Source organism: Streptomyces sp. NPDC005302, assembly GCF_040607345.1.
In the GTDB taxonomy this organism is placed as follows: domain Bacteria; phylum Actinomycetota; class Actinomycetes; order Streptomycetales; family Streptomycetaceae; genus Streptomyces.
The window spans coordinates 353,208-371,380 of record NZ_JBEXGN010000005.1; the positions used below are offsets into that span (position 1 = coordinate 353,208).

18 protein-coding genes are annotated in these 18,173 nt (G+C 69.9%); 6 read left to right on the top strand and 12 right to left on the bottom strand.

Annotation, left to right across the window (positions count from 1 at the left end):
- Positions 1-47: 47 nt before the first annotated feature.
- Both ABZT74_RS10260 and ABZT74_RS10265 read left to right on the top strand, forming a co-directional pair.
- Positions 48-1,334, top strand: coding sequence for a PTS transporter subunit EIIC (locus ABZT74_RS10260; RefSeq protein WP_355862905.1), 1,287 nt, complete (start codon positions 48-50; stop codon positions 1,332-1,334).
- Between the two features lie 259 nt (positions 1,335-1,593).
- Positions 1,594-2,841 carry a PTS transporter subunit EIIC gene (locus ABZT74_RS10265; RefSeq protein WP_355862903.1) on the top strand — a complete coding sequence of 416 codons (1,248 nt, stop codon included), beginning with the start codon at positions 1,594-1,596 and terminating at the stop codon, positions 2,839-2,841.
- Positions 2,842-2,910: 69 nt separating this feature from the next.
- Here ABZT74_RS10265 and ABZT74_RS10270 read toward each other — a convergent pair whose 3' ends face one another.
- Positions 2,911-3,663, bottom strand: coding sequence for an MBL fold metallo-hydrolase (locus ABZT74_RS10270; protein ID WP_355862901.1), 753 nt, complete (start codon positions 3,661-3,663; stop codon positions 2,911-2,913).
- 250 nt (positions 3,664-3,913) lie between these two features.
- Here ABZT74_RS10270 and ABZT74_RS10275 point away from each other — a divergent pair, with 250 nt between their 5' ends.
- Positions 3,914-4,387 carry a type II toxin-antitoxin system PemK/MazF family toxin gene (locus ABZT74_RS10275; protein ID WP_356176836.1) on the top strand — a complete coding sequence of 158 codons (474 nt, stop codon included), beginning with the start codon at positions 3,914-3,916 and terminating at the stop codon, positions 4,385-4,387.
- Positions 4,388-4,581: 194 nt separating this feature from the next.
- Here the strand turns inward: ABZT74_RS10275 and ABZT74_RS10280 are convergent, their stop codons facing one another.
- The 7 genes from ABZT74_RS10280 to clpS all read right to left on the bottom strand — a co-directional run bounded on the left by ABZT74_RS10280 (position 4,582) and on the right by clpS (position 9,436).
- Positions 4,582-5,532 (bottom strand): cysteine synthase, encoded by a 951-nt coding sequence (locus ABZT74_RS10280; RefSeq protein WP_355862897.1) that lies wholly within the window; start codon positions 5,530-5,532, stop codon positions 4,582-4,584.
- 17 nt (positions 5,533-5,549) lie between these two features.
- Complete coding sequence (locus tag ABZT74_RS10285; protein ID WP_081217507.1) at positions 5,550-5,828, bottom strand: MoaD/ThiS family protein; 279 nt, start codon at positions 5,826-5,828, stop codon at positions 5,550-5,552.
- Positions 5,829-5,943: 115 nt separating this feature from the next.
- Complete coding sequence (locus tag ABZT74_RS10290; RefSeq protein ID WP_355862894.1) at positions 5,944-6,045, bottom strand: putative leader peptide; 102 nt, start codon at positions 6,043-6,045, stop codon at positions 5,944-5,946.
- Between the two features lie 79 nt (positions 6,046-6,124).
- Positions 6,125-6,547: a M67 family metallopeptidase gene (locus tag ABZT74_RS10295; protein WP_355862892.1), complete on the bottom strand. Its 423-nt coding sequence runs from the start codon at positions 6,545-6,547 to the stop codon at positions 6,125-6,127.
- A gap of 134 nt (positions 6,548-6,681) precedes the next feature.
- Positions 6,682-8,133 carry an amino acid permease gene (locus ABZT74_RS10300; RefSeq protein ID WP_356176427.1) on the bottom strand — a complete coding sequence of 484 codons (1,452 nt, stop codon included), beginning with the start codon at positions 8,131-8,133 and terminating at the stop codon, positions 6,682-6,684.
- Positions 8,134-8,463: 330 nt separating this feature from the next.
- Complete coding sequence (locus ABZT74_RS10305; protein ID WP_355862888.1) at positions 8,464-9,066, bottom strand: DUF2017 domain-containing protein; 603 nt, start codon at positions 9,064-9,066, stop codon at positions 8,464-8,466.
- Positions 9,067-9,118: 52 nt separating this feature from the next.
- Positions 9,119-9,436: an ATP-dependent Clp protease adapter ClpS gene (gene clpS / locus ABZT74_RS10310; RefSeq protein ID WP_355862886.1), complete on the bottom strand. Its 318-nt coding sequence runs from the start codon at positions 9,434-9,436 to the stop codon at positions 9,119-9,121.
- A gap of 121 nt (positions 9,437-9,557) precedes the next feature.
- Here clpS and ABZT74_RS10315 point away from each other — a divergent pair, with 121 nt between their 5' ends.
- Together ABZT74_RS10315 and ABZT74_RS10320 are read left to right on the top strand one after the other, a co-directional pair.
- Positions 9,558-10,886 carry a nicotinate phosphoribosyltransferase gene (locus ABZT74_RS10315; protein ID WP_356434017.1) on the top strand — a complete coding sequence of 443 codons (1,329 nt, stop codon included), beginning with the start codon at positions 9,558-9,560 and terminating at the stop codon, positions 10,884-10,886.
- Between the two features lie 244 nt (positions 10,887-11,130).
- On the top strand, positions 11,131-11,715 hold the full coding sequence (locus ABZT74_RS10320) for an isochorismatase family protein (protein WP_081217513.1): 585 nt from the start codon (positions 11,131-11,133) through the stop codon (positions 11,713-11,715).
- A 139-nt stretch (positions 11,716-11,854) separates the two neighbouring features.
- On the opposite strand, the gene ABZT74_RS10325 is transcribed toward ABZT74_RS10320, so the two are convergent.
- On the bottom strand, positions 11,855-12,190 hold the full coding sequence (locus ABZT74_RS10325; RefSeq protein ID WP_356176431.1) for a hypothetical protein: 336 nt from the start codon (positions 12,188-12,190) through the stop codon (positions 11,855-11,857).
- A gap of 121 nt (positions 12,191-12,311) precedes the next feature.
- Complete coding sequence (locus ABZT74_RS10330; protein WP_356434019.1) at positions 12,312-14,666, bottom strand: immune inhibitor A domain-containing protein; 2,355 nt, start codon at positions 14,664-14,666, stop codon at positions 12,312-12,314.
- A 441-nt stretch (positions 14,667-15,107) separates the two neighbouring features.
- Here ABZT74_RS10330 and ABZT74_RS10335 point away from each other — a divergent pair, with 441 nt between their 5' ends.
- Positions 15,108-15,392 (top strand): hypothetical protein, encoded by a 285-nt coding sequence (locus tag ABZT74_RS10335; protein WP_355862876.1) that lies wholly within the window; start codon positions 15,108-15,110, stop codon positions 15,390-15,392.
- A 112-nt stretch (positions 15,393-15,504) separates the two neighbouring features.
- Here the strand turns inward: ABZT74_RS10335 and ABZT74_RS10340 are convergent, their stop codons facing one another.
- Positions 15,505-16,281 (bottom strand): RDD family protein, encoded by a 777-nt coding sequence (locus tag ABZT74_RS10340; RefSeq protein ID WP_356434021.1) that lies wholly within the window; start codon positions 16,279-16,281, stop codon positions 15,505-15,507.
- 95 nt (positions 16,282-16,376) lie between these two features.
- Positions 16,377-17,996, bottom strand: coding sequence for an RDD family protein (locus ABZT74_RS10345; protein ID WP_356434023.1), 1,620 nt, complete (start codon positions 17,994-17,996; stop codon positions 16,377-16,379).
- Positions 17,997-18,173 lie beyond the last annotated feature (177 nt).

Below are 18,173 nucleotides of genomic sequence, written 5' to 3' on the forward strand. Positions count from 1 at the left end.
ACCAGTTGACGGGCAGTCGCCAAACCGGCCCGGCCCGGAGGACGCCCATGAGTGCCGTGAGTGCCGTCTCACCTGCGCGCAACCGCTGGAACAAGGCCTTCCAGGGTCTGCAGAAGATGGGCCGGAGTCTCCAGCTGCCGATCGCCGTACTGCCGGCAGCCGGCATCCTCAACCGGCTGGGGCAGCCGGATGTGTTCGGCGCGGACGGGCTCGGCTGGGACAACGTCTCGAAGGTGATGGGAGCGGCGGGCGGCGCGCTGCTCGACGGTCAGCTCGGTCTGCCGATGCTGTTCTGTGTGGGCGTGGCCATCGGCATGGCGAAGAAGTCGGACGGCTCCACGGCGCTCGCGGCGGTGGTGGGGTTCCTCGTCTACTACAGCGTGCTGCGCGCGTTCCCGGAGGACTGCCCGGGAGGGAGCACGGCGATCAAGCTGGGCTGTCAGCTGGAGGACAACTCGGTCGTCGAGTTCACGTACCAGAACCCCGGGGTGTTCGGCGGCATCGTGATCGGCCTGCTGTCGGCGTACTTCTGGCAGCGGTTCCACCGTACGAAGCTGGTGGACTGGCTCGGCTTCTTCAACGGGCGCCGGCTGGTGCCGATCATCATGGCGTTCGTGGCGATCCTGTTCGCCTCGCTGTGCGTGTGGGTGTGGCCGCCGATCGGTGACGCGCTGGAGAACTTCAGCGACTGGCTGGTCGGGCTGGGCGCGTGGGGTGCGGGTGTGTTCGGTGTGGCCAACCGGGCGTTGCTGGTGATCGGTCTGCACCAGTTCCTGAACGTGCCCATCTGGTTCCAGTTCGGCAGCTTCACCAAGCCGGACGGGGAGGTCGTGCACGGTGACATCAACATGTTCCTGGCGGGCGACCCGAACGCGGGGCAGTTCACCTCGGGCTTCTTCCCGATCATGATGTTCGCGCTGCCTGCGGCGGCGCTGGCGATCACGCACTGCGCGAAGCCGCATCGCCGCAAGGAGGTGGGCGGTCTGATGCTGTCGGTGGCGCTGACGTCGTTCGTCACCGGGATCACGGAGCCGCTGGAGTACTCGTTCCTGTTCATCGCGCCGCTGCTGTACGTGGTGCACGCGGTGCTGACGGGTGTGTCGATGGCGGTGACGTGGGGGCTCGGTGTGCACGACGGCTTCAGTTTCTCGGCCGGTCTGATCGACTACGTCATCAACTGGAACCTGGCGACCAGGCCGTGGGCGATCGTGCCGATCGGGCTGTGCTTCGCGGCCGTGTACTACACGATCTTCCGGTTCGCGATCACCAAGTTCGATCTGAAGACGCCGGGGCGGGAGCCGGAGGAGGACGTCGAGGACACGACCAAGGCGTAGCCCCTCCCCCGACGAGGGCGCCGCCCACCAGCACCGCTCTCCCCAAGGGCCCCCGGACCACCTGGTCCGGGGGCCCTTCGGCATGACCGGAACCGGTTCTTCCCGTTATGGCCGAGACCACAAAATCAGCGGGTTCCTTATCCAGCCTTCACCGTGCTACAACAGGTCTACACCACTGAGTGGTGTAGACCACGTGGCCGCTGCCCACCCCGTTCAGCATCTTTCCCGTCCCCCGGCAGCGCCAGCACATGGAGGAACTATGACCACCGCCACAGCCTCGGCGGCACCCGCGAAGAAGCGGGGATCCGGCCTGTTCCAGGGCCTGCAGAAGGTCGGCCGCAGCCTGCAGCTGCCGATCGCCGTGCTGCCGGCGGCGGGCATCCTGCTCCGGCTCGGCCAGGACGACGTGCACGACAAGCTGAACCTGCCGGACAAGGTCACGGCCGTGTTCGCCACGGCCGGTGGCGCGATCTTCGACAACCTCCCGATGCTGTTCTGCATCGGTGTCGCGATCGGCTTCGCCAAGAAGTCGGACGGCTCCACGGCCCTCGCGGCGCTCGTCGGCTTCCTGGTCTACAGCAATGTGCTGAAGGCGTTCCCGGTCACCGAGGCCAAGGTCCAGAAGGGCGCGGACATAGCCGCGACCTACAACAACCCCGGCGTCCTCGGCGGCATCCTGATGGGCCTGCTCGCCGCCGTGCTGTGGCAGCGCTACCACCGCAAGCAACTGGTGGACTGGCTCGGCTTCTTCAACGGCCGTCGTCTGGTGCCGATCATCATGGCCTTCGTCGGCACCGCGATGGGCGTCTTCTTCGGTCTGATCTGGAAGCCGATCGGCGAGGGCATCTCGAACTTCGGCGAGTGGATCACGGGTCTGGGCGCCGTCGGCGCTGGCCTGTTCGGTCTCATCAACCGTGGACTGCTCCCGGTCGGCATGCACCAGTTCGTGAACACGGTCTCCTGGTTCCAGATCGGCGACTACAAGAACGCCGCGGGCGACGTCGTCCACGGTGACCTCAACCGCTTCTTCGCCCATGACCCGACCGCCGGTCAGTTCATGTCGGGCTTCTTCCCGATCATGATGTTCGGCCTCCCGGCCGCCGCGCTCGCCATCGCGCACTGCGCCCGCCCCGAGCGCCGCAAGGCCGTGACGGGCATGATGGTCTCGCTCGCGCTGACCTCGTTCGTGACCGGTGTGACCGAGCCGATCGAGTTCTCGTTCATGTTCATCGCGCCGCTGCTCTACGTGATCCACGCCGTCCTGACCGCGCTCTCCATGGCGATCACCTGGGCGCTCGGGGTCCACGCGGGCTTCACCTTCTCGGCGGGCGCCATCGACTACGCGCTCAACTGGAACCTGGCGACCAAGCCATGGTTGATCATTCCGATCGGCCTGGTCTTCGCGGCGATCTACTACACCGTGTTCCGGTTCGCGATCATCAAGTTCAACCTGACCACCCCGGGCCGTGAGCCCGAGGAGGAGGTCGAGGACCTCACCAAGGCGTGAGCCGTCCCCTCCCCCGCGCGAAGGCCCCCGGAACCACAAGGTTCCGGGGGCCTTCCGCGTGAGCGGACGTCAGACCTCGTACGTCGCCCGTGGCACCGCCAGTTCCAGGGGGCCCTCGTACGCCGTGCGGGCGTCGCGGAGGTTGGTCTGGGGGTTCGTCCACGGGGGGATGTGGGTGAGGACGAGGCGGCGGGCGGCGGCGCGGGTGGCGGACTCGCCTGCCTGGCGGCCGTTGAGGTGGAGGTCGGGAATCTCCTCCTTGCCGTGGGTGAACGCCGCCTCGCACAGGAACAGGTCCGTGTCGCGGGCGAGTTCGTCCAGCACCTCGGTCGGCCCGGTGTCCCCGGAGTACGTCAGCGACCGTCCGCCGTGCTCCAGCCGGATCCCGTACGCCTCCACGGGGTGGCGGACCCGCTCCGTGTGCACGGTGAACGGGCCCAGCTCGAACGTGCTCGGCTTGACGGTGTGGAAGTCGAAGACCTCGCTCATCGAGGAGGCGGACGGCGTGTCGGCGTAGGCCGTCGTCAGGCGCTGCTCCGTGCCCTCGGGTCCGTAGACGGGGATCGGGTCGCAGCGGCCGCCGTCGTGACGGTAGTAGCGCGCGACGAAGTACGCGCACATGTCGATGCAGTGGTCGGCGTGCAGATGGCTGAGGAAGATCGCGTCGAGGTCGTAGAGACCGCAGTGGCGCTGCAGCTCGCCCAGGGCACCGTTGCCCATGTCGAGGAGCAGCCGGAAGCCGTCGGCCTCTACGAGGTAGCTCGAACAGGCCGAATCCACGGACGGGAACGACCCCGAGCAGCCGACGACGGTGAGCTTCATAAGAGCTGGAACCTCCGCGCTGGCAAGGACGTGCAGAGAGCAGGTGGGGGGCGCAGGTACTCGGGTACGGATACGGGAACGGGAGTCGTGCGGTCCGTCGAGCGTAAGGCGCGTAAGGGCCGGTCGCTCCTCCGCCAGGGGCTGTTGTGGGCGAACTCACCTGTGGTGTCACCGGTTCGGATGGACCTTGGGTCAACCGGGGTCCGTACCGGGCGGGCGTGGGCAGATGCGCGCCGGTACCTTCTTCGGTATGGACACGTCCTGGTGGCTCGCGTCGGCCGCGGTGGTACTGCTCGCGCTGATCGCGGCGGTGGTGGACGGCTGGGGGCGCCGCGGGCGCCGGCCGGCCGGGCGGAAGCGTCCCCCGGGGCGGCCCACGGGCCCCCGGCGGGGCGCGAAGCTGCGCGGCGGACCGCTGCCCAAGGCGGCGGAGATCTGGTGGGCGAACGTGCCCTACGAGGACGGGCCGGGGGCCAAGGACCGGCCGTGCCTGGTGCTGACGGTGCGCGGGAAGCGGGTGACCGTCGCGAAGATCACCAGCAAGTACCACGACGAGCGGCCCGGTGTGATCCGGCTGCCCCCGGGTGCCGTGGGGGACGCGCAGGGGCGGCCGAGCTATCTGGAGACGGACGAACTGCGCGAGGTGCCGGTGGGTGACTTCCGGCGCCGGGTCGGCGTGGTCGACCCCGCGCTGTGGGACCGGGTGCGGAACCTGGCGGGCTGAGAGCGCCGGGAGACCGGGCCCGTCACGGACGCCGGGCGGGCTGGGCCTCCCCGGAGAGTCTCGCCGAGGAGGAACGTCGAAACGCCGGAGGGCGTGGAAGCCGGGCTTTCGGCTTCCACGCCCTCCGGCGTTTCGCGCTGTACGACGGTCGCGCTGTACGACGGTCGCGCTGTGCGACGGTCCCGGCGTCCGGGCTACGCCCAGAGCTGGCCCTGCAGTGTCTCGATCGCCTCTTCCGTCGTGGCCGCCGTGTAGACGCCCGTCGACAGGTACTTCCAGCCGCCGTCGGCGACCACGAAGACGATGTCGGCGGACTCGCCGGCCTTGACGGCCTTGGTGCCGACGCCGATCGCGGCGTGCAGCGCGGCGCCGGTGGAGACGCCCGCGAAGATGCCCTCCTGCTGGAGGAGCTCGCGGGTGCGGGTGACCGCGTCCGCCGAGCCGACGGAGAAGCGGGTGGTGAGGACGGAGGCGTCGTACAGCTCGGGGACGAAGCCCTCGTCCAGGTTGCGCAGGCCGTAGACCAGATCGTCGTAGCGCGGCTCCGCGGCGACGATCTTCACGTCCGGCTTGTTCTCGCGCAGGAAGCGGCCGACGCCCATGAGGGTGCCCGTGGTGCCGAGGCCCGCGACGAAGTGGGTGACGGACGGGAGGTCGGCGAGGATCTCCGGGCCGGTCGTGGCGTAGTGGGCGCCGGCGTTGTCCGGGTTGCCGTACTGGTAGAGCATCACCCAGTCCGGGTGCTGCCGTGCCAGTTCCTTGGCGGCCCGTACGGCGGTGTTGGAACCGCCCGCGGCCGGGCTGGGGATGATCTCGGCGCCCCACATGCCGAGCAGTTCACGGCGTTCCTGCGAGGTGTTCTCGGGCATCACGCAGACCATGCGGTAGCCCTTGAGCTTGGCCGCCATGGCGAGCGAGATGCCGGTGTTGCCGCTGGTCGGCTCCAGGATCGTGCAGCCCGGTGTCAGGCGGCCGTCCTTCTCCGCCTGCTCGATCATGTGCAGGGCGGGCCGGTCCTTGACCGAACCCGTCGGGTTGCGGTCCTCCAGCTTCGCCCAGATCCGGACGTCCTCGGACGGCGACAGCCGCGGCAGGCGCACCAGAGGTGTGTTGCCCACCGCGGCGAGCGGGGAGTCGTAGCGCATCGGGGACCAGCGGCCGATCAGGCCATGCCGCCGGCGACGGCCGGCAGGATGGTGACGCTGTCGCCGTCGGTGAGCTTGGTGTTGATGCCGTCGAGGAAGCGGACGTCCTCGTCGTTCAGGTAGACGTTGACGAAGCGGCGCAGTTCGTCGCCGTCCACGATCCGGGCCCGGATGCCCGCGTGACGGGTGTCGAGGTCGGCGAAGAGCTCGGCAAGGGTCGCCCCGCCGCCCTCGACGGCCTTCTCGCCGTTCGTGTAGGTGCGGAGGATGGTGGGGATGCGGACCTCGATGGCCATGTCTGCGGGCTCCTGTCGGAAGGAAAGTCAGGTCGAAAGACGCGCGGCGGCGCGGGCGGTGCGGGTGGTGCGGGGCTTGCGGTGCCGCGGCTCTCGGCCGTACGGCGGCGGCAGGTCAGCGCGTACAGATGGCGCTCTGCAGCCTGCACAGGTCGACGTGCAGCCGCGCCACGAGCAGGGCGCCCGGCGTCTTGTCGCTCACGTCGTGGGAAACCATGGGCTCATCGTATCGAATCCCGGTACGGGTCCCGGAGTGTGATCTCGCATTGCGGACGGTTTTCGACCGATGGATGAGATCAGTAGGCTTCCACGACCTTGACCTCCTCCTCCGTGACCTCGCCCTCCACGATCCGGTACGAGCGGAACTGGAAGGGGCCGGCGGCGTCCGAGTCGGCCGTGGAGACGAGCACGTAGTGCGCGCCGGGCTCGTTGGCGTAGGTGAGGTCGGTGCGCGAGGGGTAGGCCTCGGTCGCGGTGTGCGAGTGGTAGATGACGACGGGCTCCTCGTCGCGGTCGTCCATCTCGCGGTAGAGCTTCAGCAGGTCGCCGGAGTCGAACTCGTAGAACGTGGGCGAGCGGGCCGCGTTGAGCATCGGGACGAACCGCTCGGGGCGGTCGGTTCCCGCCGGTCCCGCGACGACGCCGCACGCCTCGTCGGGGTGGTCCTGGCGCGCGTGCGCGACGATCTGGTCGAACAGGGCCTGGGTGATGGTCAGCATGCTGGCCAGGATAAGCAGAAGGGCCGCTCCGTACCGAGGAGTGGTACGGAGCGGCCCACATGGTGAACCGTGGTGCGGCCCGCGGGGCCGGCCCGGGATGACGGGGCCGGTCGGACCGGGTGCGGTCCTCCCGGTCAGCGGATCTTTTCGAGCTCCGGCTCGCGGCGCTGCGTGATCTGCGGGTTGCGCGCCTTGAGGATCGCCCAGCCGATGCCCAGGGCGACGGCCCAGACGGCCATCACGTAGAGGCAGACGCGGGAGTCGGTGTCGTAGGCGATGAGGCCGGTGACGAAGAGCAGGAAGACGACGGCGACCCAGCTGCACTTCGCGCCGCCGGGGGCGGGGAAGGACGAGGCCGGGAGCCGGCCGGCGTCCACCGCGCGGCGGTAGCGGATGTGGCTGATCAGGATCATCAGCCAGGTCCAGATGCCGGCTCCGGTGGCCACCGAGGTGACGTAGCCGAAGGCCTTCTCGGGGACGACGTAGTTCAGGACGACGCCGATGGCCATGAAGAGCACGGAGACGGTGATGCCGAGGGCCGGGGTCTTCGTCGAGGAGAGCTTGTTGAAGGCCTTCGGGGCCTCGCCGTTGTCGGCCAGATTGCGGAGCATGCGGCCCGTGGAGTACATGCCCGAGTTGCAGGAGGACAGGGCCGCGGTGAGGACCACGAAGTTGACGATGCCGGCGCCGGCCGGGATGCCGATCACGGCGAACGCCTTCACGAAGGGGCTCACCCCCGGCATGAACTCGGTCCACTTCACGACGCAGAGGATGACGGTGAGGGCGCCGACGTAGAAGAGGGCGATACGCCATGGCAGGGTGTTGATGGCCTTGGGGAGCGTCTTCTCGGGGTTCTCGGACTCGCCGGCCGTGACGCCGACCAGCTCGACGGCGAGGTAGGCGAACATGACGCCCTGGAGGGTCATCAGGGACGAGCCGATGCCCTTGGGGAAGAAGCCGTCGAACTGCCAGAGGTTGGTGACGGAGGCGGTGTCACCGGCGGCGCTGAAGCCGAAGGTGAGGACGCCGAGACCGATGACGATCATGCCGATCAGGGCGGTGACCTTGACCATCGAGGCCCAGAACTCGATCTCGCCGAAGACCTTCACCGAGATCAGGTTGGCCACGAAGAGGACGACGAGGAAGACCAGCGCCGACACCCATTGGTGGACCGACGGGAACCAGTAGTGGATGTAGATCGCGGCGGCGGTCAGTTCCGCCATGCCGGTCACCACCCACATCAGCCAGTAGGTCCAGGCCGTGAAGTAGCCGAAGAACGGGCCGAGGAACTCGCGGGAGTACTCCGCGAACGATCCCGAGACCGGGCGGTAGAGCAGCAGCTCGCCGAGGGCCCGCATGATGAAGAAGATGATGACGCCGGCGAGGGCGTACATCAGGATGAGGCTGGGTCCCGCCTTGGCGATGTTGGCCCCGGCATTGAGGAACAGGCCGACGCCGATGGCGCCGCCGATCGCGATCATCTGGACCTGACGGCTGCCGAGCCCGCGCTCGTACCCCTCTTCGGGGGCGTCGCCGCTCACGGCCTCACTGCCGTCGTACTCCTTGTCGACCTGCGACGAGGTCATGTGTGGTGCGCCTTTCTCCATGCCGGTCCGAGCCAGTCCCTTGGCTGCGGATCGGGTTCCGATCCCCCCGGATACGTGGAGCTGTGCCTGGCCGGCGGTCCGCCGGCTCGGTGGCGCACCCGGCGGGACGTGGGTGGTGTCCCGTCGGGCGGTCGTGAAGATTTATCACGGCCGCAATGTTGAACTCTTCAGGTCGGTGTTGCGCAGACCACAGGAAGAACCGGACAAAACGTCGAACCGCGCCCCATAGGGCGCGGTCGCGGTGACGTGATCGTTATCCGGATTTGAGCGTCCGTTGAGCGAACGCCAGAGGTGTTATGTCCTGACAGGTCAGGGCATAAGGGTGTCGACCAGGGTCTCCTGGAGCCCGCCGAGCCAGAGGTACGCCATCACCATCGGCTTGCGCGGGTCCTCGTCCGGCAGCCGGTAGAGGAGGTCGGTGTCCTCCTCGTCGACGACGTCGAGCCGGGAGCCGATGGCGAGCCGCAGGTCGTTCAGCGCGCGCAGCCACTGCTCGGACTGGGCCGCGTCCAGGGTGAGGACCGCTCCCCCCTCGCCGGGGGCCAGGCCGTCCAGCGAGCGGATCACCGCCAGCGCGTTCTCGCGCTTGCCGGCGCGCAGGTCGTTCTCGGTGAAGCGGCGGAACTCCGAGGAGTGGGCGCGCTGCTCCTCGGCCTGTTCGGCGGAGGCCGCCTCGACACCGGGGCCGCTGTACGCGTCCGGGAAGAGGCGCTGGAGCACCGGGTCGGCGGGCGGTTCGCTCGGGCCCTCCGCGAACAGCTCGGCGAGCGGGTCGTCCGGGGCGTTCTCCGCCGGGCCGGGACCGATGAGCTCCAGGAGCTGGACGGCGAGGGAGCGGATGATGGAGATCTCGACCTCGTCGAGGGCGACGGCCGCGCCGCCGCCGGGGAGCGGTTCGAAGTGTCCAGGCATGGAGTGGGTTCGCTGCTTCCGGTCCTGCGGGCGGTCGGTGGACAGGGTCCGGCTACTTCCGGTCCTGCTGAAGGGTGGCCCACAGACCGTAGCCGTGCATGGCCTGTACGTCGCGCTCCATCTCCTCGCGGGAGCCGCTGGAGACGATCGCCCGGCCCTTGTGGTGGACGTCCATCATCAGCTTGGTGGCCTTGTCCTTGGGGTAGCCGAAGTACGTCTGGAAGACATACGTCACATAGCTCATGAGGTTGACCGGGTCGTTGTGGACGATCGTGACCCAGGGGACGTCCGGCTCGGGTACGGCGAAGACCTCCTCCGCCGACTCGGTCTTCTCGATCTCTAGAGGTGCGGGAGCCGTCACACGGCCCATGCTGCCACCAGAGGGGGGCAGCCGCACAAACGGGCCTGCGAAAAAGGGGCGCGACTTCCCCGGACATCCGGAGACACCCCGGAAATCGTCAAAGTGACGAGATGGGGGTACGATCCCTGCCATGAACACAGCGGACCTTGGGCTGCCGGTGGATGTTCCGTCGACGGCACTCTTCACCGACCAGTACGAGCTGACGATGTTGCAGGCCGCCCTCGCGGCCGGGACCGCCGAGCGGCGTTCCGTCTTCGAGGTCTTCACACGGCGACTGCCGGAGGGGCGGCGCTACGGGGTCGTCGCGGGCACCGGACGGGTCCTCGACGCCGTCGAGAACTTCCGGTTCGACGCGGACGTCCTCGCCTTCCTGGGCGAGCGCGGGATCGTGGACGAGCCCACCCTGGAGTGGCTCTCCTCGTACCGCTTCGGCGGGGACGTCTGGGGCTACCCCGAGGGGGAGGTGTACTTCCCCGGGTCGCCGATCCTGCGGGTCGAGGGCAGCTTCGCCGAGTGCGTGCTGCTGGAGACGGTGATCCTCTCCATCCTCAACCACGACTCCGCGATCGCCGCGGCCGCCTCCCGGATGGCCTCCGCCGCGGGCGACCGGCCGCTGATCGAGATGGGCGCCCGGCGCACCCACGAACTGGCCGCGGTCGCCGCCTCGCGCGCCGCGTACGTCGGCGGCTTCGCCACCACGTCCGACCTGGCCGCCGGCTTCCGGTACGGCATCCCGACGGTGGGCACCTCGGCACACGCCTTCACCCTGCTCCACGACACCGAGCGGGACGCCTTCCAGGCCCAGGTGGACTCGCTGGGCCGGGGCACCACCCTGCTGGTGGACACCTATGACGTCGCCGAGGCCGTCCGGACGGCCGTCGAGATCGCCGGCACCGAGCTGGGCGCGGTCCGCATCGACTCCGGCGACCTGCTGCTCGTCGCCCACCGGGTGCGCGAACAGCTGGACGAGCTGGGCGCGCGGGACACGAAGATCGTCGTGACCTCCGACCTGGACGAGTACGCGATCGCCTCGCTGGCCGCGGCACCCGTGGACGCGTACGGCGTCGGCACCCAGCTGGTGACGGGTTCCGGCCACCCCACCTGCTCGATGGTCTACAAGCTGGTCGCCCGTGCCGAGTCGGCGGACCCGAAGGCGCCGCTGGTGCCGGTGGCGAAGAAGTCCACGGGCGGCAAGACGTCCATCGGCGGACGCAAGTGGGCCGCGCGGCGGCTGGACGAGCACGCGGTCGCCGAGGCCGAGGTCATCGGGACCGGGCCGGTCCCCGCCGAGCTGGCCGACCAGCAGCTCCTGGTGCAGCTGATCAAGGGCGGGCAGGTGCTGGCACGCGAGTCCCTCGACGTCGTCCGCGACCGGCACGCCGCGGTCCGCGACCGGCTGCCGCTGTCGGCGGCCCAGCTGTCGCGGGGCGAGCCGGTCCTGCCCACCGAGTACCTCTGAGGTGTGGGAGGCGGGTGGGGTGTGTGGGGCGTCGGGCATGAACGTCCGGTGAGCGGGAATGCAACGGCCAGCGTGCCCGCCCGGGCCCGCGGACGCCGCACCGCCCCTCCCGATCGTCCCGGATGTCTGCCGGACAGCCCCTCCCGCACCGCCCTCGAAGTCTCTAGGCTCGGAAGTTCGACGGCCGGGCCCGCACTCCCCTTTCGCCGACGTTCGCCGACCCCATAGCCGAAGGACACCGCCCATGCGCCGCGCCTTGATCGTCGTAGACGTGCAGAACGACTTCTGCGAGGGAGGCAGTCTCGCGGTGGCCGGGGGCGCCGACGTGGCCGCCGCCGTCACGGAGCTGATCGGGCAGGCGCCCGCCGGCTACCGGCACGTGGTCGCCACCCGCGACGCGCACATCGCCCCCGGCGGCCACTTCGCCGACAACCCCGACTACGTGCACTCCTGGCCCGCGCACTGCGTGGCCGGCACGGAGGGCGTCGGCTTCCACCCGAACTTCGCTCCGGCGGTCGCCTCCGGGGCGATCGACGCCGTCTTCGACAAGGGTGCCTACGCGGCCGCGTACAGCGGCTTCGAGGGGGCCGACGAGAACGGGACCGGGCTGGCGGACTGGCTGCGGGCCCACGGGATCGGCGAGGTCGACGTGGTGGGCATCGCGACCGACCACTGTGTCCGGGCGACCGCCCTGGACGCGGCCCGCGAGGGGTTCCGCACGACCGTGCTGCTCGACCTGACGGCCGGGGTGGCGAAGGAGACGACGGACCGCGCGCTGGAGGAGCTGCGCGCCGCCGGTGTGGAACTCACGGGCAAGCCGGTGGTCTGACCGGAGCGGATCCGCTCGGGGCGGCACACGAACGGAGCACGGACCGGCACACGGACTGACGCACGGGCCGGCACACGGACTGACGCACGGGTCGATACACGGAGCGACGCTTCGTGACACCCCGTGGCGTCCGTGACGGTCACGGCTGCGGTGCCGGGCGTCTGAGCAGCGCTCTGATCGGGTGCCACAGCTCCTGGGTCAGCTCGGGGACGGCGCTGTCGGGCGCCGTCCGCCATATCAGCCCGTCCGGATGGTGCAGGACCGCGGTGATCTCGTCGGGCGTGGGCGGAGCCGCGTTGCCCCGCAGGTAGACGGTGCGCAGCCCCAGATTGCGCAGCCGCGTCAGGGCGCGGGCGCGGTTCTGGGCGACGACGAGGAACCGGATAGAGCCGCTGCCGGAACCTGCCGGACTGGGCAGGTTCAGCGCCACCACGACGCTGCCGTTCGGCAGCTTGCAGAAGCCTCCTGCGGCCATGCGGTCACACCCCCGTGCGATTCGGTGTCAATAAGCCAGGCACAGGACGCACCTAAACACGATCGGCGGCAACCCGCCAGGGGGTTGCCGCCGATACGCTTCTGACCTGCGAAAATGCTGACTACTTCACTGCGGGACCAACCTTGAGGGAGATCGTCGAGCCGTCCTTGGCCTCCTTGACGATCTGGATCTTGGTGTTGGTGTCAGTGATCTTGACGCCACCGGTGGGGTTCCGGTTGTCGTAGTAGTCACTGGTGTGGTCGTTGAAGACCGACACGCCCTTCGACGACGGGATCTTCGTCGCGACGTCCGCGCTGTGCAGCGTGATGCCGTCCGTGCGGTACAGGCTGAAGGGAGAGTCGTAGGCCTGCACGCGGTTGCGCATCAGGGTGCCGTTCTCCCACCAGAGGGCCTTCGGGTGCGAGTCGACCGGCAGCGCCAGGCCGACACCGGGGTGCTGGCTGGTGTTGTTGTCCGCCTGCGAGGTGTCCCACTTCCAGATCAACAGGCCGTTCTGGTACGGGTAGTGCTCCACCCAGTCCGGACGGGTCGTCGAGAAGCCGAAGTTGTACGGGCCGACCTTGAGGGTCTTGTCGTACGAGACGTACTGGCGGTTCTCCGCGATGTAGTACTGCGCGTAGTCCTTGGTGAACGACGCGCCGATGCGGGAGAAGCCGGCAGCGGTCCAAGCGGCGTCCGCCGACTCGGCGTTGTCCGAGAAGAGCGCCGAACCGTCCGCGGTCACGCTGATCTCGTCGGCCGCGAAGCCCTTCTGGGCCACGCCGCCGTCGGTCTGGTAGCGGAACCGCACGTCGATCTTCTTGCCCGCGTAGGCGTCGAGCGGGTACGACAGCTTCGCGTAGGCGTCGATGGTGCCGGTGAGGGCGGGCTTGTCGCTGCCGTCACGCGGGATCGCGGCGCCGTCCACGGTGCCGTCGAGAGCGGTCCAGTTGGAGCCGCCGTCGGTCGAGACCTCGGTGTAGAGGTAGTCGTAGTTCGCCTCGATGTCGTACCAGCCGTCGAGGGTCAGCTTCGCCGACGACTTGCCCGTGAGGTCCACCGACCGGGTCAGCGTGTTCTTCAGGTTGTCGCCGCTGCCGCTCCACCACTGGGTCGAGCCCTGAGCCGGGTTGACGACCGTGGTCGTCACTTCCTTCTCCGGCAGGGTGACGAGGAGCGCCTGCTTGTTCCAGGTGTTGTACTCGGCGATGCCCAGCTTGTGGGTGGACTGCTTGCCGGCCTTGGCGGTGTCGTAGTTCAGCCAACCGAGCTGCAGCTTGTCCCAGGCGTTGAAGTCGCCCGGCAGGTCACCGATCGAGTCCTTGCCGGTGCCGAGCCAGGAACCCGAGGACATCAGGGTCCAGAAGCCGGTGGAGTTGTCGCCGCCGGCGGTGTCGTAGTGGTCCGGCAGACCGAGGTCGTGGCCGTACTCGTGGGCGAAGACGCCGAGTCCGCCGTTCTCCGGCTGGATGGTGTAGTCGCCGACCCAGATGCCGGTGTCGCCGATCTGCGCGCCGCCGAGCTTGTTGTCGCCCGGACCCGTGGCGCCCGCGTCGGTGCCGAAGGCGTACCAGCGGTGGGCCCAGATCGCGTCGGTGCCCTGGACGCCGCCACCCGCGGACTCGTCCTCACCGGCGTGCACGATCTGGAAGTGGTCGATGTAGCCGTCCGGCTCGTTGAAGTTGCCGTCGCCGTCGTAGTCGTAGCGGTCCCACTGGTCGAACCGCGCCAGGTCCGACTTGATGGCGGCGTCGGACTTGCCGTCCTTCTTCTGCTGGGCGACCCAGGCGGTGACGCCGTCGCTGACGACGTTCCACACGCTCGGGCAGTTGGTGGAGCCGCAGGCGTTGTTGCCGTAACGGGCCTCGTTGTACGGGACCTTGACCCAGTCGGCGACCTCGCCGTCCACCGAGTAGCGGCCCGAGGACTGCTGCTCGTAGAACTTCTTCATCGACTCGGTCTTCTTGCCGGTGCCGAAGTAGAGGTCCTGGAAGTGCTTCTGGTTGTAGTCCGCCTGCCAGGCCGTGCTGTTGTCCTTCTTGCGGTCCGGCTTGGCTATCTTGTTGTGCAGCGGGCCGGCCGTGCCACCTGCGGCGGGGTCGGTCTTGTCGCCGAACTCCACCAGGATCGTGAAGATCTTGTCGGTCTTCTCACGGCCCAGCTCGACGTACTTGCTGGAGCCCTTCTTGCTCTTGAGCTGCACAACCTTCGAGCCGTTGCGGTCCTTGACCGAGGCGTCGCCGGATATGACCTGGTTCAGCGCCTCCTGGCGCTGCGCGTTCTGCGTCTTGCTCAGCGGCCCGTCCAGGTCGTGGCCGACCGTGTTCTTGACCGGCTGCGGGTCGTGGCGGTCCACGACCGGTGACTTGGCGGCCGAGTCGGCCTCCGCCACGGCAAACGTCGAGAACGTGGCGGTGGCCGCTGCGAGGGCTACGCCCACCGCAGCTGCTCTGAACGTCCATGGTCTGTTGGTCACTTGATGTCCTCCCCCGCGTCCGTTCACGCGGAGGGGGTTCCGGGTCATGGAGGTCCGCGCGCGCAACGCGATTCAAGTGACGACATTTGACCGGAGTTACCAAAGAAAAAACAGATCTTGACTTGAACCTGGCAAGTGCATTATGCGGAGCTGTCGTTCGCTATCCGGACGCGCTCACAAACCCCCAACCGGCGCGCCGAGATGTCCACTTGGTGGACGTGATGACTCCGTGCGCCCCCTGTGCACCGGCACCGTGGGTAAGGTCACGCTTACCGGTCGTTCCTGTCGGGCATGCAGGCGATTAGAGTCGATTGGCGGAGCGTCGGGAAGTCGGCGGAAAGCCAAGTCGACACCGTTGTCCCACCCCCGATTCCTGTCCGCACCCTCCCCCGTCGCGAGAGGCACCCGGGGGGAGGCACTCCATCCGAGGACACGATTGCCATGCCTCGTCCGACCGCCGCACAGCTTGCCTACGGTTCCTGCACCGTGATCTTCTCCACTCTCGCCATGCTGCTGCTGTCACAGACGAGTTCGAGCCTGGGGATCGTGCTGATCACCCTCTCGGCGCTCGCTCTCGGACTGCTCGTGGCCATGACGGTCCCGCTCCCCAGGCAGGCGCCGTCCGCCGTCGCCCCCGTCGTCCGCGAACAGATGCCGGCGCAGCGCGAGACCGCGTCCGTCTCCGCGGCGTCCGGGCGTCCGGTACGCGAACACGCGGAGCGCTGACGACGCCCACGGACGCCCCGGAGGCGTCGATCCTCGACCACGAACGGCGGGCCCGTGCAGTACGGGCCCGCCGTTCGTGGTCGATATCGAGCCGCCGCCGCGGCACTGGCGGTCAGGTGGTGCGGACCACCACCGTCTTGGCCGCCTTGTCGTGCAGGCCCTGCTTGTAGGGCTTGTCGAAGAAGCTCCAGCCGCCCGCGATCGCCGTCCAGACGCACGCGCAGCAGAACGCGAACGGAAGCCACAGGACCAGCGCGCGGACCAGCGAGGTCTGCACGGAGGGCGTCGAGCCGTTGTCGAGGTTGGCGACCCGGTGGTTGAACAGCTTCTTGCCGACCGTCTGCCCCGTCCGGCTGATCATCACCGTGTCGTAGGCGACGTAGAGCACGGCGGCCACCAGGGACTGACCGAACGACTTGCCGTACTCGATCTTGTCCGAGTCGACGTTGTACTCGGTGACGCCGAACGCCCAGGACAGCAGCCACACCACGATGCCGACCAGGATCATGTCGAGGATCCTCGCGAGCACGCGCTTGCCGCTCTCCGCGAGGGGCGGCATCCCGGCGAGCGGATCGCCGCCGTAGGGGCCGCCACCGCCGTACGGATCCCCGCCTTGGCCGTACGGGGGCTGCTGACCGCCGTAGGGTCCGCCGCCGGGGGGCTGCTGGCCGCCGTACGGGGGCTGTTGGCCGCCGTAGGGCGGCTGCGGGCCACCGGGGGGAGGCTGGCCGCCCGGCGGGGGCTGCTGACCGCCGTAGGGCGGCTGCGGGCCACCGGGGGGAGGCGGGTCGTACGGGGAACCCCCGCCCTGCGCGGGCGGGGGCTGCTTCGTGAACGGGTCGTCGTCCGATGGCTGGCCAGGACCCGGGGGCGGCGGTTCGCTGCTCATGGCCCGAGTCGACCGCGAACCCCCGGCCCCCGCATCCGGCGAGGGGCCGTCCGGGGGACGGATTCCGGGATTCCCGGGACGCCGTCCCCTCCCCGTCAGCGCTGGGCGACGAAGGTGTGGGCCGCCTTGTCGTGCCAGCACTGGCGCCAGGGCCGGTCGAACAGACCCCACAGGACACCGACCACACCGATGGCGAGGAGACCCGGGACGCTGAAGACCAGCCAGCGGCCGAGGGCCCGCCCGAACGTCGGCGGTTCGTGCGCCTCGATGTCGCGCACCTCGACGCCGCACAGCTTCTTGCCCAGGGTGCGGCCCCACTTGGCGGTGGGCAGGGCGTCGTACAGCACGCCGAAGACGAGGAGCACGGCGAGGATGCCGCCGAAGCAGACGGCGGTCGTGCCGTCGAGAAGCCAGACGGTGACCTTCTCGCCGGACAGCTTGGCCGCGTCGATCTTCTCGTCGATGTGGTCCATCGCCCGGGTGCCGAGCGGCACGGCGGCCACGCCGGTGACGGCCGCGAGGACGACGGTGTCGAGCAGGCGGGCGGCCAGACGTCTGCCGAGGCCTGCCGGACGGGCCGCCGACTGCCGGCGGGCAGCGGCCTGGAACACGTCCTCCACGGGAGGCTTCCACGGCGTGACCGGCGCCCCCGGCTCGGCCGGGTCTCCCGCGAGCCGGTGCACCTGCTGGGCCCAGGACGGCTGGCCGCCGCCGGACCCGGGGGCCATCGGCGTTGCGGGGTCCGGCTGTTGGGGCACGGCGGGAGCGGGAGCGGCCTGCGCGGGAGCGGCCTGCGCCGGGGCGGGTGCCTGGGCGGATGCCTGAGCCGCGGCCGTCTGTGCGGCCTGCCCGGCCCCGAACCCGGCCGAGGGGCCGGCTGCGGCAGACGGGCCGGAGGGGGCGGGAGCGGACGCTGCGGGGGCGGCGGGCGCCGCTTCCGGCGTACGTCCGGCGCCACTCGCGCCGCGCGCCCCGCCCTGCCGGTCGGTGCGCGGGGAGAGCGCGCGCATGGCCATCGTCCCCTCGGAAGGGACGGGGTCCTGGGTGCCGGAGGGGCCGGCGGGGCGTCCGGCACCGGGCAGCGCCCGGCCGGCCCCTCCGGCACCCGCCTCCCCCGTACCGCTCGTGCCGCCCGGGCTCTCGGAGCCCGCGGGCCGCACCGGCTCGGTGGGGCGGCGGAAGACCACCGGGCCACCGGGCGCGGGCGACGGCGGGCCGCCCGCGGACTCGGCGGGCGGGATCGTCGCCGTGCCGTCCGCGTGCACCGGCACGCCGTCGGGCCGGGACGCCGTGTCGGCGGGCCCGGCCGAGCGCGGCACCCGCGGGTCGGGGCCCTGCGGCGCGCCCCACGAGACCCGGCGGTCCGGGTCGCCGCCGAAGCCGGTCTGCCGCGAGCGGTCCGCGCCCCACGCGGCGGCGGGCTCGGGCCGGCTGCCGTGCTGCGCCTCGGCGGGCGTCGCCGTACGCGGCTCGGGATCCTCGTCGAAGAAGTGCGGGCCGGTCTCCTCCGCCGGGGCCGGGGCGGGCCCGGGCACGTGCGCGGGGCGTACTCCGGCCGGAGCGACGAGCGGTTCGCCGGCGGACGGCGCCGGGCGGCTGGTGCCCGGCATCCAGGTGGCACCGTTCCAGTACCGGACATATCCAGGAATGGACGGGTCCGGGTAGTACCCCTCGCGGGGCCTGTCGTCACCGGGTGCCGGGGTTGGGGCGCTCATGTCCGTCGTCCCGTATCTGCTCGGGGGTCGTGTTGGGGGTCCACATCTACCAGAACAGCGGGCGCGTCACGGCCGGTCCCGCCGTACCCACCCCTTTCGGGCAAGGATCCGTCACCTCCCGACAGCGGAGTCACGAAGCTGTCCGGCAGGTGTCCGAGAACGAGGGAGGCGGCCCCC

Coding starts and splice junctions, on each gene's coding strand:
- ABZT74_RS10265 (WP_355862903.1), top strand. CDS start 1,594: ATGACCACCGCCACAGCCTCGGCGGCACCCGCGAAGAAGCGGGGATCC.
- ABZT74_RS10300 (WP_356176427.1), bottom strand. CDS start 8,133: ATGACCTCGTCGCAGGTCGACAAGGAGTACGACGGCAGTGAGGCCGTG.
- ABZT74_RS10320 (WP_081217513.1), top strand. CDS start 11,131: ATGCGCCGCGCCTTGATCGTCGTAGACGTGCAGAACGACTTCTGCGAG.
- ABZT74_RS10315 (WP_356434017.1), top strand. CDS start 9,558: ATGAACACAGCGGACCTTGGGCTGCCGGTGGATGTTCCGTCGACGGCA.
- ABZT74_RS10340 (WP_356434021.1), bottom strand. CDS start 16,281: ATGAGCAGCGAACCGCCGCCCCCGGGTCCTGGCCAGCCATCGGACGAC.
- clpS (WP_355862886.1), bottom strand. CDS start 9,436: ATGGGCCGTGTGACGGCTCCCGCACCTCTAGAGATCGAGAAGACCGAG.
- ABZT74_RS10285 (WP_081217507.1), bottom strand. CDS start 5,828: ATGGCCATCGAGGTCCGCATCCCCACCATCCTCCGCACCTACACGAAC.
- ABZT74_RS10295 (WP_355862892.1), bottom strand. CDS start 6,547: ATGCTGACCATCACCCAGGCCCTGTTCGACCAGATCGTCGCGCACGCG.
- ABZT74_RS10290 (WP_355862894.1), bottom strand. CDS start 6,045: ATGGTTTCCCACGACGTGAGCGACAAGACGCCGGGCGCCCTGCTCGTG.
- ABZT74_RS10345 (WP_356434023.1), bottom strand. CDS start 17,996: ATGAGCGCCCCAACCCCGGCACCCGGTGACGACAGGCCCCGCGAGGGG.
- ABZT74_RS10260 (WP_355862905.1), top strand. CDS start 48: ATGAGTGCCGTGAGTGCCGTCTCACCTGCGCGCAACCGCTGGAACAAG.
- ABZT74_RS10270 (WP_355862901.1), bottom strand. CDS start 3,663: ATGAAGCTCACCGTCGTCGGCTGCTCGGGGTCGTTCCCGTCCGTGGAT.
- ABZT74_RS10335 (WP_355862876.1), top strand. CDS start 15,108: ATGCCTCGTCCGACCGCCGCACAGCTTGCCTACGGTTCCTGCACCGTG.
- ABZT74_RS10275 (WP_356176836.1), top strand. CDS start 3,914: ATGGACACGTCCTGGTGGCTCGCGTCGGCCGCGGTGGTACTGCTCGCG.
- ABZT74_RS10325 (WP_356176431.1), bottom strand. CDS start 12,190: ATGGCCGCAGGAGGCTTCTGCAAGCTGCCGAACGGCAGCGTCGTGGTG.
- ABZT74_RS10305 (WP_355862888.1), bottom strand. CDS start 9,066: ATGCCTGGACACTTCGAACCGCTCCCCGGCGGCGGCGCGGCCGTCGCC.
- ABZT74_RS10280 (WP_355862897.1), bottom strand. CDS start 5,532: ATGCGCTACGACTCCCCGCTCGCCGCGGTGGGCAACACACCTCTGGTG.